Origin of the sequence: Parafrankia sp. EUN1f (genome assembly GCF_000177675.1) — a bacterium.
Lineage (GTDB): Bacteria > Actinomycetota > Actinomycetes > Frankiales > Frankiaceae > Parafrankia.
Map to the genome: position 1 here is coordinate 13033 of NZ_ADGX01000019.1, position 13926 is coordinate 26958.

General features: G+C 71.9%; 12 protein-coding genes and 1 pseudogene. 6 read left to right on the forward strand and 7 right to left on the reverse strand.

Features of this window, described 5'->3' with window-relative positions; all coding sequences use genetic code 11:
- The first annotated feature begins 150 nt into the window (after positions 1-150).
- The 3 genes from FREUN1FDRAFT_RS07950 (at position 151) to FREUN1FDRAFT_RS07960 (ending at position 3381) form a co-directional block, all read left to right on the forward strand.
- A complete protein-coding gene (locus tag FREUN1FDRAFT_RS07950; protein ID WP_006539478.1) occupies positions 151-1689 on the forward strand; it encodes an AAA family ATPase in 1539 nt (512 codons plus the stop codon).
- Between the two features lie 281 nt (positions 1690-1970).
- Positions 1971-3050 (forward strand): hypothetical protein, encoded by a 1080-nt coding sequence (locus FREUN1FDRAFT_RS07955; RefSeq protein ID WP_006539479.1) that lies wholly within the window; start codon positions 1971-1973, stop codon positions 3048-3050.
- Between the two features lie 46 nt (positions 3051-3096).
- Positions 3097-3381 (forward strand): GNAT family N-acetyltransferase, encoded by a 285-nt coding sequence (locus FREUN1FDRAFT_RS07960; RefSeq protein ID WP_006539480.1) that lies wholly within the window; start codon positions 3097-3099, stop codon positions 3379-3381.
- Positions 3382-3596: 215 nt separating this feature from the next.
- On the opposite strand, the gene FREUN1FDRAFT_RS07965 is transcribed toward FREUN1FDRAFT_RS07960, so the two are convergent.
- Together FREUN1FDRAFT_RS07965 and FREUN1FDRAFT_RS07970 are read right to left on the reverse strand one after the other, a co-directional pair.
- Entirely contained in the window at positions 3597-4568 is a 972-nt protein-coding gene (locus FREUN1FDRAFT_RS07965; protein ID WP_006539481.1) for a hypothetical protein, read from the reverse strand.
- A gap of 275 nt (positions 4569-4843) precedes the next feature.
- Entirely contained in the window at positions 4844-5617 is a 774-nt protein-coding gene (locus FREUN1FDRAFT_RS07970; RefSeq protein WP_006539482.1) for a pirin-like bicupin family protein, read from the reverse strand.
- 45 nt (positions 5618-5662) lie between these two features.
- Here FREUN1FDRAFT_RS07970 and FREUN1FDRAFT_RS07975 point away from each other — a divergent pair, with 45 nt between their 5' ends.
- Positions 5663-6256 (forward strand): MarR family winged helix-turn-helix transcriptional regulator, encoded by a 594-nt coding sequence (locus FREUN1FDRAFT_RS07975; protein WP_232295091.1) that lies wholly within the window; start codon positions 5663-5665, stop codon positions 6254-6256.
- A gap of 37 nt (positions 6257-6293) precedes the next feature.
- Here the strand turns inward: FREUN1FDRAFT_RS07975 and FREUN1FDRAFT_RS07980 are convergent, their stop codons facing one another.
- From FREUN1FDRAFT_RS07980 to FREUN1FDRAFT_RS07990, 3 genes and pseudogenes are all read right to left on the reverse strand, one after another.
- The gene (locus FREUN1FDRAFT_RS07980; protein WP_006539484.1) at positions 6294-7532 is read right to left on the reverse strand and encodes an FAD-dependent oxidoreductase; all 1239 of its coding nucleotides are present in this window, start codon (positions 7530-7532) and stop codon (positions 6294-6296) included.
- 58 nt (positions 7533-7590) lie between these two features.
- Positions 7591-9579 carry an ATP-dependent zinc metalloprotease FtsH gene (gene ftsH / locus FREUN1FDRAFT_RS07985; protein ID WP_006539485.1) on the reverse strand — a complete coding sequence of 663 codons (1989 nt, stop codon included), beginning with the start codon at positions 9577-9579 and terminating at the stop codon, positions 7591-7593.
- Between the two features lie 173 nt (positions 9580-9752).
- Positions 9753-10007: pseudogene (locus FREUN1FDRAFT_RS07990) on the reverse strand (DUF2277 domain-containing protein); the annotation flags it as partial.
- A gap of 309 nt (positions 10008-10316) precedes the next feature.
- Between FREUN1FDRAFT_RS07990 and FREUN1FDRAFT_RS07995 the strand changes: the two are divergent.
- Both FREUN1FDRAFT_RS07995 and FREUN1FDRAFT_RS08000 read left to right on the forward strand, forming a co-directional pair.
- On the forward strand, positions 10317-10844 hold the full coding sequence (locus FREUN1FDRAFT_RS07995) for a hypothetical protein (protein WP_006539487.1): 528 nt from the start codon (positions 10317-10319) through the stop codon (positions 10842-10844).
- A gap of 148 nt (positions 10845-10992) precedes the next feature.
- Complete coding sequence (locus FREUN1FDRAFT_RS08000; RefSeq protein WP_232295092.1) at positions 10993-11895, forward strand: DUF916 domain-containing protein; 903 nt, start codon at positions 10993-10995, stop codon at positions 11893-11895.
- A gap of 189 nt (positions 11896-12084) precedes the next feature.
- Here the strand turns inward: FREUN1FDRAFT_RS08000 and FREUN1FDRAFT_RS08005 are convergent, their stop codons facing one another.
- Complete coding sequence (locus tag FREUN1FDRAFT_RS08005; RefSeq protein ID WP_006539489.1) at positions 12085-12945, reverse strand: PhzF family phenazine biosynthesis protein; 861 nt, start codon at positions 12943-12945, stop codon at positions 12085-12087.
- Positions 12946-12971: 26 nt separating this feature from the next.
- A complete protein-coding gene (locus tag FREUN1FDRAFT_RS08010; protein ID WP_006539490.1) occupies positions 12972-13835 on the reverse strand; it encodes a prephenate dehydratase in 864 nt (287 codons plus the stop codon).
- Between the last annotated feature and the right edge of the window lie 91 nt (positions 13836-13926).

Below are 13926 nucleotides of genomic sequence, written 5' to 3' on the forward strand. Positions count from 1 at the left end.
TGCGGGGTAGTCCTCCGCAGGAGTTTCAGGGGACTGAAGGCAGCTCTCTCAGGTACGAAAGGCCCGGTTTCCGGGGCCGCTCGCGGGCGCTGCGCCGCCCGGGTGGCCGTAACGATGGATGCCGGACGCAACGGTGCGGAGAGAGGTGCCATGCCGGTCGAGCAGATGGCCGCGAGGCCCGTTCCCGCCGTGCTCTGGTCACGGCCGGGCGCCGGCGGCCGGGTGGTCGAGACGGCCGACGCGGTGCTCTGCCTGACCGGCGACCGTGTCCTCAAACGGCGCCGGCCGCTGGACCCGGGCGAGCCCGCCTTCCGTGGCCTGCTGACCCGGCTCGCGGCGTGCCGTGCCGAGGTGGCGCGGAACCGGCCGCTGGCACCGGACGTCTACCTCGGCGTGGCGGACGTCGTCGACGACGGCGGCGTCGTCCAGGATCACGCTGTCGTCCTGCGCCGGCTGCCGGCCGGTCGCCAGCTCGCGTCCCTGCTCCGGCGGGGTGGTCACATCGACGAGGAGGTCCGCGCCGTCGCGCGGGCCGTCGCCGGGTTCCACGCGCGCTGCGAGAGCTCCCACGGGAGCGGCGTCGACGATCCCGGGCGGTCCGAGGCACGGTGGCAGGAGGCGATCACCGCCGCCGCCGCGTTCCGGGGGACGGTGCTCGAGGCCGAGCTGGTGGACGAGATCGGCCGGCTGGCCCGGGCGTACCTCGCCGGCCGCGGCGCGATGCTGGCCGAGCGGGTCACGGGCGGGTGGGTCCGCGACGGGCACGGAAGCCTGCGGGCCGACGACATCTACTGCCTGGACGACGGGCCGCGCATCCTCGCCCGGGCCGAGGGCGACGGGCGGCACGACGACGTCCTCGGGGACGTCGCGCTGCTCGCGGTGGAGCTGGAGCGCCTCGGGTCATCGGAGGACGCCGACCTTCTCCTGCGCGCCTACCAGGAGTTCGCCAGAACGGCGCACCCGCGCTCGCTGGAGCATCTGCACATCGCCTACCGCGCGCTGGTCGAGGCGGCCGCGGTCGCGGCCGCCGCGGGGGAGCAGGCTCGCCGTCTCGCCGACATCGCCTACCGGCATCTGCGCCGCGCGCGGGTGCGGCTCGTGCTCGTCGGGGGCCTGCCCGGCACCGGGAAGACGACCCTGGCCGGTCGGCTTGCCGCCGGCGACGGCGGCCGGGTGCTGATCCGCTCCGACGAGGTGCGGGCGCGGTTCTCCGCCGAGGAGGTGGGCACGGACAACTCCTACGTGTGGCCGCTGGCATCGGAGATCACCGCGCGGACGTACACGGAGCTGCTGTCGCGGGCCCGGGCCTTCCTGGCCGGCGGGGAGACGGTGATCATCGACGCCTCGTGGTCGGACGGGCGCCACCGCGCCGCGGCCGCGCGGCTCGCGCGGGAGACCGGAGCGGAGCTGATCGAGCTGCGCTGCGTGACCTCGCCCGAGGTGGCGGCGGCCCGGCTGGCACGGCGTGACGCGGCCCGCCAGCCGGCCTCCGGGCCGTCTGGGGCGTCCGGGCTGTCTGGGGCGTCCGGCACGGTGGGGTCCGGCAAGCCCTCGACCACCGCCGGTGCCATGTCCACCGTGCACAGGGCGATGAGCGCATGGGCCGAGCCGTGGCCGACGGCCAGGGTGATCCAGACGACGGTGCCCGAAGGCGAGGCGTTCCAGGCCGCCGAGCGCTGCGTCGCCTGAGCGGGTGACGGAGTCGGTCCGGGCAGGTCCAACGTTCGCGAGTCTGGGTAGGTCGAACACTGGAAGGCTGGGTAGGTCGAACACTGGAAGGCTGGTAGGGCGAACACTGGAAGGCTGGTAGGGCGAACGTTGGAAGGCTGGGTAGGGCGGACGTTGGAGCGGCGCGGCCCGGCGAGCCGGCGAGAAGGCGACAATGGGCTCCTGCGGGTGACCGGGGTCCTGCACGCATGGCTGTCGGTCGCGCACGAGGATTGCCGGGTCGTCGACGAACGGGAGAGGCCATGGTCGGCACCGCCATGCGGCTGACAGAGAGTGACGCCCGCGCGATCGTCGAGCTGGCCGCGCTCGCGCCGTCCATTCACAACACCCAGCCTTGGCGCTGGCGGCTGGACGCGGCGGGGCTGCACCTGTTCGCCGACCCCGCCAGGCTGTTGCAGGTCGCCGATCCCGAGGGGCGCCAGCTCCTGATCAGCTGCGGCGCCTCGTTGGCCTTCGCCCGTCTCGCGGCGCGCTCACGCGGTCTGCTGGCCGACGCGGTGCTCGGCCCGTTCGCCGACGACGAGACGGGCGTGCCCGCGGCGGACCAGCCGCTCGCCACCCTCACGGTGAGCGGGCGCCGGCCGGCCAGCCCGGCCGAGGCCGACCTCGTCGCGGCCATGGCGAAGCGCCACACGGACCGCCGGCCGTTCCTGGCAGGCGAGCGCGGGCGGCTGACCACGGATGACCTGTCGGCGCTGCGTCACGCCGTCGAGGCCGAATCCGCCTGGGCCTGGTTCGTGGACGACACGGACTCGCGGATCGAGACCTCCGTGCTGTTGTCCCGCGCCGACTGGCACGAGTCCCATGACCCCGAGTACGCCGCCGAGCTGCGCCAGTGGCGCCATGAGCCGTCGGCGGCGGCGGACGGGATTCCGTCCAGCGCGGTGCCGGACGTGGCCGGGGAGCGCCAGTCGGAGTTCGTCCTGCGGGATTTCGGCGTCGACGGCGGGAACGACGCCGCGGGCGCTACGGGCGCTACGGGCGCAGCAGACAGCGGCACCGAGGCGGCGGCCCCGGGGGAGGGGCCGGTGGAGCGCCCGACTGTTCTCGTGGTCGGCACCGACAGCGACCGGCCCGTCGACTGGCTGATCGCCGGCGGTGCGACGGGGCGGGTGATGCTGACCGCGACCGCCCGGGGGCTGGCCGCCTCACCGCTGGGCCAGGTGATCGACCTCACCGCCAGCCGCGCGCAGCTGGGCGCGGTGATCGGAGCCACCGGGCACGCCCAGATGATGCTGCGCCTGGGCCGCCCCGACCCGGCCCTGCCGCCGCTTGCCGGCACGCCCCGTCGCGGGGTCGACGAGATCCTCCAGATCGGTTGAACGGGGTCCGATAGCCCCCGACGGAGCCACCGGCCAGGATGGCGCTATGGACGTCACCGTTGTCGACAACGCCCCAGCCAGCCGTTTCGAAGCCCGGACCGAGACCGGTGAGGTCGCCGGCTTCGCCACCTACACCCGGACGAAGTCGGCGGTGACGTTCGTGCACACCGTGGTGGACCCGGCCTTCAAGGGCACCGGGGTGGGGTCGACCCTCGCCGCCGCGGCGCTGGACGCGGTACGCGCCGAGGGCCTCGCGGTCGTTCCGCGGTGCCCGTTCATCAGGGCGTTCATCGACCGCCACCCCGAATACGCCGACCTCGTCCAGAGCTGACAGCCCAGACCGAGCCGAACCGCCTGAGACCTGGGTGCACCGTCGCGCAGCGCCAGAAATTCATATCAAGTGAGACAAAAGGGCGCAGAGTCGCTTGATAGTCCGCAAGATCTGAGGATTTGGTCGCCAGAACGACCACGATCCTCAACTCTTGCCCGGCAGCAGGCACAGCCGAAGCTCCGGATTTTGCTCATCGGGTTGGCAGGGTGCTGGCTCTAGCGCTGGGCGGGAATGTCGTCGAGGGTGGGAAACGGGTCCGGGGTGATTTCGTCGGCGGGCGACCGGTGAGGATGCCCGGGCCTGCGTGCGGTGGCGTACGGGGTGCGCGGGGCGCGCCGGGAACGTCGGTGGAGTGTTCGTCGGCTCAGTCTGCGGGCGAGTGGGGCGGCGGCCAGACCGGCGGCGGCGAGCACCACCCCGAGTGTGGCCGTTCCGGTGAGAAGGGCCCGCTCGGCCGTGGACCTCACCGCCCCTCCGCTCGTGGGCGATCCGCGATCGTGGGCGCGGTTGCCCTGACGTGATCCGGAGGGCCCGGAGCGGTCGCCGACGGGGTCGTCCGCGGCTTCGGGCGGTGTCGCCACCGGTGGTGAGGCCGGTGGCGGGCCCACGTCCGTCGTCTCGGATCGTGCGGTGCCGGAGCCAGGCACGCCACGTGCAGCCCCACCGGCTGGCTGAGCTGCGCCGGCTCGCTGTGCCCCGCCAGCTGGCTGTGCCCCGCCAGCTGGTTGGGCAGCGCCGACCGGAGGGCCCGCGCCGACCGCGCCGACCGCGGCGGCTGCGGCTGCGGTGGTCGGAGCGCTGTCACCCCCGGTGGCTGCTGGGCCGTTTCCGCCGCCGCGACCCGCGGGGACGCCGGTCGCCTGGCTGGGCTTGCCCGCGGGCGTGTTCCCGGGGCGCGCGGCGTGGCGGTGCCCGGCGGCCGGTTCGGGCTGTTCACCCGGTTCGGCGCCTCGGTCGTCGTCCGGTTCGGTGGTGCCGAAGAGGTCTGGCTGGTTCTGGTCCGCGTCCGGGCCCAGGTCGACGTGGACCTCGATCGGGCCGATCAGGTCCTCGGTACCGAGCGCGACGACGGCGGGCCCGTTCGACGCGGGTCGTGGGGGGCCACTCGCGGCCGCGGCGACGGCCGGGGCGGCAAGGACCGCGGTGATCGTCGAGGTCAGTGTCGCCGCGGTCAGCACTGCCCGCACATGGAGTCCTTTCGGCGCTCGCCGATCGGTGTCGGCGGGCCACCGGAGGGTCAGGGGCGGCTGGTCGGACGGCACCGCGCGTCTGCGGAACCTCGGGACTGGGTCGGCAGTCTGCGTCCCGAGGCCACGGCACGGCAACGCTCCACGCCGACGGCCTCCCACCCGAATCAGGGGCGGAAGGGAGGGAGGCCGCCGGCCGCGGCGTCAGCAGCAGCCGCGCCGGGCAGCCGGGCGGCCCGGCGCCCGGTGGTGGGCCGCCGGGCCGCCCGGGTGGGTCAGGCGGACAGACCGGCGTGCATCTCCCAGACCAGGACCTCGGCGGGCTCGACACCGGTCACCCGTTGGCCGCCGACGGCGGTGAACCGCACCGCGTCGCCCTCGTGCAGCGGGCCGGCCCCTTCCAGGTTGACTTCGCCGCGTGCAACGAAGAGGTGCAGATAGGGGGCGTCGGGCAGCTCCACGCTCTGCCCCGGCGCGAGCCGCGCGACGTGCAGCGCCGCGTACCGGTTCTTTATGCGGATCGCCGATGCGCCGTCGTGCCGGTCCATGCCGGAGGCGACGGTCACGAGGCCGCCCCGGAGCAGCTCGTTGTCGATCTCCAGCTGCTCGTAGCCGGGGTCGATGCCACGCTCGTCCGGAACGACCCACATCTGGATGAAGTGGACCGGGTCGTCGTGGGGCTCGGTGTCACTCGTCAGCCGCCAGGCGTCGTTCTTCTCCGAGTGCAGGATGCCCCGGCCGGCACTCATCCGCTGGGCGAGACCCGGGTAGATCACGCCCTTGTTGCCCGTCGAGTCCTGGTGGACGAGCGACCCCTGCAGCACCCAGGTGACGATCTCCATGTCCGTGTGCGGATGGGTCTCGAAGCCCGTCCCCGCCCGAACGGTGTCGTCGTTGCTGACGAGCAGCAGCCCGTGGTGGGTGTTGGCCGGGTCATAGTGCTGGCCGAACGAGAAGGAGTGCTTCGAGTCGAGCCAGGCGATCTTCGTCTTCGCGCGGTCGTCCGCGCGGCGGATGTCGACCTGAGGGCTCAGTGTCGCGCTGGCCATGGTGACCCCTTTCCATCTTCATGACGTGTCATTAAGCTATATGACGTGTCAACTAGAGGTGCGGACGAGGTATTCCAGCCCGCGACCGGCGCCGCGAGTGCGGCCGGTCCGGTGGGTGCTGCGGGTCCGGCGGGTGCTGCGGGTCCGGCGGGTGCTGCGGGCGAGGTGCGCTGGCTCGCCGAACACGAGCAGCGGGCCTGGCGTCGCTACCTGCTCATGGCCGGTGAGCTCGCCGCCCGGATGAATCGCGAACTCACCGCGGACGCGGGCATCTCGCTGGCCGACTACGACGTCCTCGTGCACCTCACCGAGGCGCCGCAGGGGCGGCTGCGGGTGAGCCGGCTCGCCCACGCGCTGTCGTGGGAGCAGAGCCGGCTGTCCCACCACGTCGCGCGGATGCAGCGCCGAGGCCTGGTGGTCAGGGAGGAATGCGCCGAGGACGGCCGCGGCGCGCTGGTCGTCCTGACCCCGCAGGGCCGGGCCGTGATCGAGCGCGCCGCGCCCGCGCATGTCACGTTCGTCCGGGAGCATGTGTTCGACGCCCTGACCGAGGCCCAGGTCGACGCGTTGGACGCCATCTCCGCCGCGGTGCTGGCCCGGCTCGCGACCGCCGCGTCGGCACAGTCCCCGCGTCCCTGAGACCGGCGGCGACCGACCGCCGGGTGCGAGAGCGCGGTCAGGGGAGCTCGGGTCGGAAGCCGATGCCGACGATGTGGGCGAACGCGCCCTGGGCCGCCGGGGTTCGGGCGATGCGCCGGAGCAGTGCGGGGGCTGTGGGCGGCGACCCGCCGGCCGGTCCGTCCAGGGTTGGGCCGAGGAACGCGCGCTGGGCGGCCCGCTGCAGCAGCTGGGTGAGCACGGTCGGGGGGAGGCGGCGGCGCTGCACCGCGGCGAGCTGCCGTGGCGTCGGCGCGCGGGCCGGCTCGCGGCCGGCCAGCAGCGGCCCGGCGAGCAGGCGGGCCGCGGCGACCGCGTCCTGTACGGCGAGATTGATCCCGACCCCGCCGATCGGTGACATCGGGTGGGCCGCGTCCCCGATGATGAGAGCGCCGGGTGCGTACCAGCGCCGGGCCCGGTCGATCCGCACGGTGAGCAGGTGGACGTCGTCCCAGCTCCCGATGCCGCCGACGCGGTCGGCGAAGTCGGGGGCGACCGCCGCGACGCCGCGGCGCAGCGCGTCGATCCCCTCGGCGCGGACCGCGTCATAGCCGCCCTTGCGGATCAGGTAGGCGACCTGCCAGTACTCGCCCCGATCGATCCGCACCAGCAGGCGGCCCGACCCGGCGAGGCCGCCCAGCCCCGCGCCGTCCTCGGGGCGCCGGGGGAGCCGGAACCACAGCACGTCCATCGGCGCGCCGAACCGGCGCATCGGGAGGCCGAGCTGGGTTCGCACGACCGATCCCCGGCCGTCGGCGCCCACGGTGAGCCGGGCCCGCACCGTCTCCGGTCCGTCGGGGCCCTCGGCGGTGACCCCGACGACCTGCCCGCCGCCGTCCCGGAGCAGGCCGGTCACGTTCCGGCGGCGCAGGAGGGTGAAGGTGGGAATCTCGGCGCCGGTGCGGGCGAGCATCTCCAGCAGGTCCCACTGCGGGACGAAGTACAGGTAGGGGTGATCCGTCCGCAGCCGGGCGAAGTCGGCGACCTGGAATGTTCCGTCGGCGAAGGTGAAACTGAGGCTGGTCACCCGGCGTCCGGGCAGCGCCCGGGTGGGCCCGCCGAGACCGATCCGGTCGAGCAGCGTCAGCGTCGACGGGTGCACCGTGTCCCCGCGGAAGTCCCGCAGGAAGTCCTCGTGCTTCTCCAGCACGCAGGTACGCAGGCCGTGCCGGGCGAGCAGCAGACCGAGCATGATCCCGGCCGGCCCGCCGCCGACCACACAGACCTCGAACGTGTGGCTGACCCGCTCCGGCGTCATGACAGCTCCGGCATCATGACAGCTGCCTACCCCGTCAGGCCGCCGGACCGACGTGGGTTCAGGTCTCCAGGCTGATCTGGGGCGGTATTCCCCCCTGCGGCCCCTCACCGTTCGGCCCGGTGCCGCCCGGGGCGTGGGCGAACTTCGCCACCGAGGCGGCGGCGATCTCGTCCACGACCGTTCCGTCGACCGTCTCCTCCTCGAGCAGGCGGGCGGTCAGCTCGTTCAGGGCGTCCCGGTGCATGCGCAGCAGGTCGACGGAACGTGCCTCCGCCTCCCGGAGCAGCCGCGCCACCTCGGAGTCGATCAGCCGCTGGGTCTGCTCCGAGTACGGGCGGCCGACGATCTCGTCGGTGCCTAGGTAGCCGGGCCCGTCCGAGGCGTACCCGACCGGGCCGATCTCCGCGGAGAGACCGAACTCGCGGACCATGCGGGTCGCCAGCGCCGTCGCCCCGGCCAGGTCGTTCGAGGCGCCGGTCGACCCGTGCCCGAACACGACGAGCTCGGCGGCCCGGCCCGCGAGACGCACGGCGAGGCTGTCGGTGAGGTAGTTCTCGCTGTAGAGGTGCCGCTCGGCCTCGGGGAGCTGCTGGGTCACCCCGAGTGCCATGCCCGCCGGCAGGATGGTCACCTTCGCCACCGGATCGGCGTCGGCGCAGAGCGCCGCGACCAGGGCATGGCCGGACTCGTGCACGGCCACCGACCGCTTCTCGTCCGGCAGCAGGGCGTTGGACGCGTCGCGGCGGCCGAGCAGGATCCGGTCGCGCGCGGCGTCGAGATCCGCGGCGCTCAGGGTGGACCGCCCCGCCCGCACGGCGTTGATGGCCGCCTCGTTGATCAGGTTGGCGAGGTCCGCGCCGGAGAACCCGGGGGTTGCGCGGGCCACCCGGACGAGGTCGACGTCCGCGGTCAGGTGCTTGCCGCGGGCGTGCACGGCGAGGATCTCGGCGCGTTCGGACTGGTTCGGCAGCGGCACGGTGACCTGGCGGTCGAAGCGCCCGGGCCGCAGCAGCGCGCGGTCGAGGGTCTCGGGGCGGTTCGTCGCGGCGAGGATCACAACGCCGCTGCTCGCCTCGAAGCCGTCCATCTCGGCCAGCAGCTGGTTGAGGGTCTGCTCGCGTTCGTCGTTGGCGCCGCCGAAGGCGCTGCCCCCACGACGGCCGCCGATCGCGTCGATCTCGTCGATGAAGATGATCGACGGCGCGCGTCGGCGTGCCTCGGCGAACAGGTCCCGCACCCGGGACGCGCCGACGCCGACGAACATCTCGACGAAACCGGACCCGGCGATCGACAGGAACGGGACCTCGGCCTCACCGGCGACGGCCCGGGCGAGCAGGGTCTTGCCGGTGCCGGGTGGGCCGACCATCAGCACGCCGCGCGGACCGTGCGCGCCGGCCTCGCGGTACTGGTCGGGATGGCGCAGGAAGTCGACGACCTCGCTGATCTCCTGTTTCGCGCCCTCGTAGCCGGCGACGTCGGTGAACCTGGTCTCCGGACGGACCACGTCGGTGACCTTCGCGCGGGAGCGGCTGAACATCCCGAGCGGACCGCCGGCGCCGCCGCCGAGCTGGCGGCGGGCCATCCGGCCGGACCACACGAAGAAACCGATCAGCAGGAGCAGCGGCAGGAAGCTCAGCAGCACCGACAGGAAGGACGTCCCCGTCCGGGTCGCGGTGATCTCGACCTTCTTGGCCGCGAGCTTGCTCGTCAGCGCCGTGCTGTCGAGCGCGGTCGGGATCCGGGTGGTGAAGTCCTTGCCGTCGGTGAGCGTGCCGTCGACGGCACCCTGGTCGTCGATCGTGACGGAACGGACCTGGCCGGCGTCGACCCGGCCGGCGAAGTCCGAGTAGGCCAGCTTGTCCGGCGCTCCGGCGAACAGGCTCGGGCCGAAAAGCAGCAGCACCGTGACGACGAGCCCGAGCGGGATCAGGAACCGGCGCCAGCCCGGCATCGGCGGGGGAGCGGGCTTGGGCGGGGTGTCCTTCGGCGGGCCGGAGCGCGCCGGAGCGGAGTGATGCTCACCGTCGAGGACGACACGGGAGATCACCGGCTCCACCACAGATTCACCGGCCGCCCCGCGGGCGATCCAACGACAGCTCTCAAAGCTCCAGGCACGGACCTCAGTATGCCCAGCTATGACCCAGGTACTGCTGGTGCGTGCCCTGCTTGTGCTTGTGTGGCGGTGGCGGTGGCGGTGGTGGCGGTGGCGGCGGTGGCGGTGAGCCGGGCCTGGACCTCCGGCCGGCGCAGCGGCGGCACGGTCGCCGGTGGTGTTCGCCGCGCGGGCAGCTCGCCCAGCAGCCGGTGCACGCTCGCGGCGACCTCGGCCACGGCCACCTCGAACGCCTCGGCCGCGGCGGCCGGCGGCTGGCGCAGCCCGCTGACCTTGCGGACGAACTGAAGGGCCGCGGCCTCGATCTCGTCGTCGGTCGCGGGCGGGGCGAGACCGCGCAGCTCGGTGATGTTGCGACACATACCTCCACGGTAGGTCACGACGTACCCAGTCTTTGTGGTGGTGGCCCTTCGCCCCGGTACCGGCGGAGATCTGCTGCCCGCGTCCCAGGACCGACCCGCACCCATGACTCCAGGCCACCCACCGCCAGCCCACCCGCATCAAGTGATAACAAAACCACGGCCGGAGCGCTAGGAGACGAACAAAGAGCCGACACGCCGACCGCTCATCATCGGAGCGAGCGGATCGGCCACGGTAGCTTCCTCGAGCGTCGTTTAATTGAACGGATTAGGCGAGTCAACGTTTCGTACGCTATTACTGCGAGGTTTACCGTGCGCAAGTTTGTACCACTTCTGGCGACTACGGTGGCGGTCTTCGCCGTAGTGTCTGCGGCACCGGCCCTGGCGGATACAACGGGAAATACCTCCGCAACGGTCACGCTGAGCACAACCGGGGTTCTTTCTATCACGGTGCCGGCGGCGATCGCCCTCAGTGGATCCGTGGCCGACACCACGCTCAACGGACAACTTGGCAACGTGCAGGTCACCGACGAGCGCAGTGCCGACCCCGCCGCATGGAACGCCTCGGTGAGCGCGACGCCGTTCACGAGCGGAACACACGCTCTCGGAAGCGCCGCTTACGACCCGGGGGTCGTCACAACAACAGGAATCCCGGCCAGCCAGATCACCACGAACATCGTGACGCTCTCCACGTCTCCCCAGGTCACCGTCACCCTCGATGGGGGAACCTCCTTCTCCGGAAACAACACGGCCGTGTGGGACCCCAGCATCAGTGTCCCCATTCCTGCCGGTTCCGTGACTGGAACGTACACGTCGACGATCACCCATTCGGTCGTCTAACTGGATGACCTTCACTGTGCGACGTGTCCTCATAGCACTCGCCGTGGTCGTGGTCGGGACTGTCCTCCCGACCACGACCACGTTTACCGGGCCCGCGGGTGCGGCGACATCAGCGGCGACCTCCACACCGGAGAGCATCGGCATACGGTTGGTCGACGTTCCGGCAGACGCGGTGGACGATCCGCGCGCGCGGATCTATATCGTCGATCATCTCAATCCAGGGACGGTCATCCAGCGACGGATCAGCGTCAGCAACCTGAGCGACACCGAGCGACGTCTTGCGGTCTACGCGGGCGCGGCCTCGGTCGAGCGGGGCGGCTTCAATGTCTCCGCCGGTCGCACTCCCAACGAGCTCACCACCTGGATCACGATCGATCGGCCGTTGCTGACCCTGCAGCCCCACGAGGAAGCGACCGTCACGGCAAAAATCGCGGTCCCCCGCGATGCATCTCCCGGGGAACACTACGCTGCGATCTGGGCGGAAACAGGTACAACCCACGCAACGCGCAACAAAAACGTGGTCGAGGTCAGTCGGGTTGGTGTTCGAACTTACCTGTCGGTGGGCCCCGGGGGTCCTCCGCCGGCGGACTTCGCCATCGCCGGCCTCTCCTCGAGCAGGTTGCCGGACGGACGGCCGGTCGCCACCGCACAAATCCGCAACACCGGCGGACGGGCTTTGGACATGACCGGGGAACTCGGTCTCACCCGTGGTCCGGGCGGTCTGAGTGCCGGCCCGTTCCCTGCCCGGCTGGGCAAGACCCTCGCACCCGGTCAGTCCGAACCGGTAATGGTAACCCTGGACAAACAACTACCCGCTGGTCCGTGGACAGCCCTGATCCGTCTGAAGAGCGGGCTGACCGAGCGGACCGCCCGGGCCGTCATCACTTTCCCGCAACACAGCGGAGAAAGCCGGAGCGGGAAGATGCTGCCCCTCTCGAACAACGGTTATCTCACGGCCGGTGTCATCGGCATACTGCTGCTCGCAGCCCTGTCGGTGCTCGTGCTCCGCCGTCGTCGACGCCGCTCCTCCCGGGAACGGGAATCGGCCTGATTCGAAGGACCTCCCCCCGGCGACGTGCTGAGGGTCGCCGGGGGCTGCGGCTGTTTCTGGCCTCGGCCCCGACCACCACCTGCGCCGCCGGGACCCCGAACGCCAGTACCGCAAGTCGTCCACCAGCTCTCATAGCTCGGTCACCAGATCATCCTGGCGGCCTCACCCTGAGTACTTCTCGACTTGGTGCTAGATGTCGACCTCGCCGACGATGCAGGTCACGGTGTCGCCGCCGACCCAGACCGTCCCGTCCTCCCCGCGGGAGAGGCGAACCTGCCCGTCGCGGCCGAGCCTGGTGCCCTGCCGGGTGGTGAACGGCCCCTGCACAACGCCGGTGTCGAACAGCCAGGTGGCGAGCGAGGCGTTCAGACTGCCCGTCACGGGGTCCTCGACCGTCGTGATCAGCGGGCTGAACGCGCGCACCTCGAAGGCGGCCGGGCCGCCCGCCGGGTGCGGCCCGATGACGCCCACGCTCAGGTCAACGGTGCCAGGATCGACTGCCAGCACCCTCTCGGCGGAGGCCAGCATCACCGCTACCCAGCCCGGGCCGTTGTCCACCCACTGGGCAGCGACGATGTCCGTGGCCGGGATCCGAAGAACCTCGGCGAGATGGACCAGCAGCTCGGCGTCCGCCGGCTCGTAGCGCAGCAGCGGCGGCGCCGCGAAGGCCAGCCCCGACGGGGCGTCCGCCGCTGGCGCCTCCCTCGACAGCGCGTCCCGGCGCACGGTGATCAGGCCCGCGTCGCACTCCTGGATGACCCGGTCGTCGTCACGGGGCGTCCCGCCCGCACCCAGCCAGGCGTGAGCGGTCCCCAGCGTCGGATGGCCCGCGAACGGCAGCTCGCCTGCCGGGGTGAAGATGCGGACGCGGTAGTCCGCGGCCGGCGTGGTCGGTGGAAAGACGAAGGTCGTCTCGGAGAGGTTCGTCCAGGCCGCGAACCGCTGCATCTCCTCGGGGGACAACCCTTCGGCGTCGAGGACGACCGCGAGGGGATTCCCGAGGCAGGGCCGCGAGGTGAAGACGTCGACCTGCTGGAACACGCGTCGCATGGCGGGGCGGGGTCGGCGGGCGCTGCTCAGGCGCGCTCGGTCGCCGGGCCGTACCGCTCGCGGAACCGGCTCGCCCGGTAGACCCCGAGGATCCGGTAGTCGGCGAAGAAACCGAGCTCGGAGAAGGCCCGTTCGACGGCCGGGTCCTCCGGGCTGCCCTCGATGTCGGCGAGGAACTGAGTCGCCACGAAGTTGCCGCTCACCATGCAGCTCTCCAGCTTCGTCATGTTGATGCCGTTGGTGGCGAACCCGCCCATTGCCTTGTAGAGCGCCGCCGGCATGTTCCGCACCTTGAACACGAAGGTGGTGACGATCGGTCCGACACCGGCCGCGGCGCGCAGGCGTTCGTTGGAGAGGATCAGGAACCGGGTGGTGTTGTGCTCCTCGTCCTCGAGATCGGCCCGCAGCACCCGCAGACCGTACTCCTCGGCCGCCAGCCGGGAGGAGACCGCAGCCTTCGTCACATCATCCCACTCGGCGACCTCGCGCGCGCTGCCCGCGGTGTCCGCGGCCGGTACGGCGGTGAGCCCGAGCGCGCGGATGGCGTTGCGGCACTGGGCCAGCGCCTGCGGATGGCTGTGCACGGTCTTGAGATCGTCCATGGTCGCGCGCGGGAGGCCGACGAGCTGGTGGCGAATGGGCAGGAAGTACTCGCCGATGATGTGCACGGACGTGTTCGGGAGCAGATGGTGAATGTCCGCCACCCGGCCCGCGGTCGAGTTCTCGACCGGAATCATCGCCAGGCCGACGGTACCGTCCTCCAGCGCGGTGAAGCATTCCTCGAAGGTCTGGAACGGTACGGCCTCGAAATCGGGGTAGACGTCGCGGCAGGCGATATGGGAGTTGGCTCCCGGTTCGCCCTGGTATGCGATCTTCTGACGCCCGGTCATTTGCGGCTTCCTGCTTTCGGTTCGTTGGTTGATCCATGGGGGCACGCCCCGGTGCTGTCCCCGACGGTACCGGTCCGTGCGCCGGTACCCG

What these genes read in the sequence shown, in the direction of transcription:
- FREUN1FDRAFT_RS07955 (WP_006539479.1), top strand. Translation starts at nt 1,971, where the DNA reads ATGGTCGGCACCGCCATGCGGCTGACAGAGAGTGACGCCCGCGCGATC.
- FREUN1FDRAFT_RS07970 (WP_006539482.1), bottom strand. Translation starts at nt 5,617, where the DNA reads ATGGCCAGCGCGACACTGAGCCCTCAGGTCGACATCCGCCGCGCGGAC.
- FREUN1FDRAFT_RS07950 (WP_006539478.1), top strand. Translation starts at nt 151, where the DNA reads ATGCCGGTCGAGCAGATGGCCGCGAGGCCCGTTCCCGCCGTGCTCTGG.
- FREUN1FDRAFT_RS08010 (WP_006539490.1), bottom strand. Translation starts at nt 13,835, where the DNA reads ATGACCGGGCGTCAGAAGATCGCATACCAGGGCGAACCGGGAGCCAAC.
- FREUN1FDRAFT_RS08005 (WP_006539489.1), bottom strand. Translation starts at nt 12,945, where the DNA reads ATGCGACGCGTGTTCCAGCAGGTCGACGTCTTCACCTCGCGGCCCTGC.
- FREUN1FDRAFT_RS07960 (WP_006539480.1), top strand. Translation starts at nt 3,097, where the DNA reads ATGGACGTCACCGTTGTCGACAACGCCCCAGCCAGCCGTTTCGAAGCC.
- FREUN1FDRAFT_RS07980 (WP_006539484.1), bottom strand. Translation starts at nt 7,532, where the DNA reads ATGACGCCGGAGCGGGTCAGCCACACGTTCGAGGTCTGTGTGGTCGGC.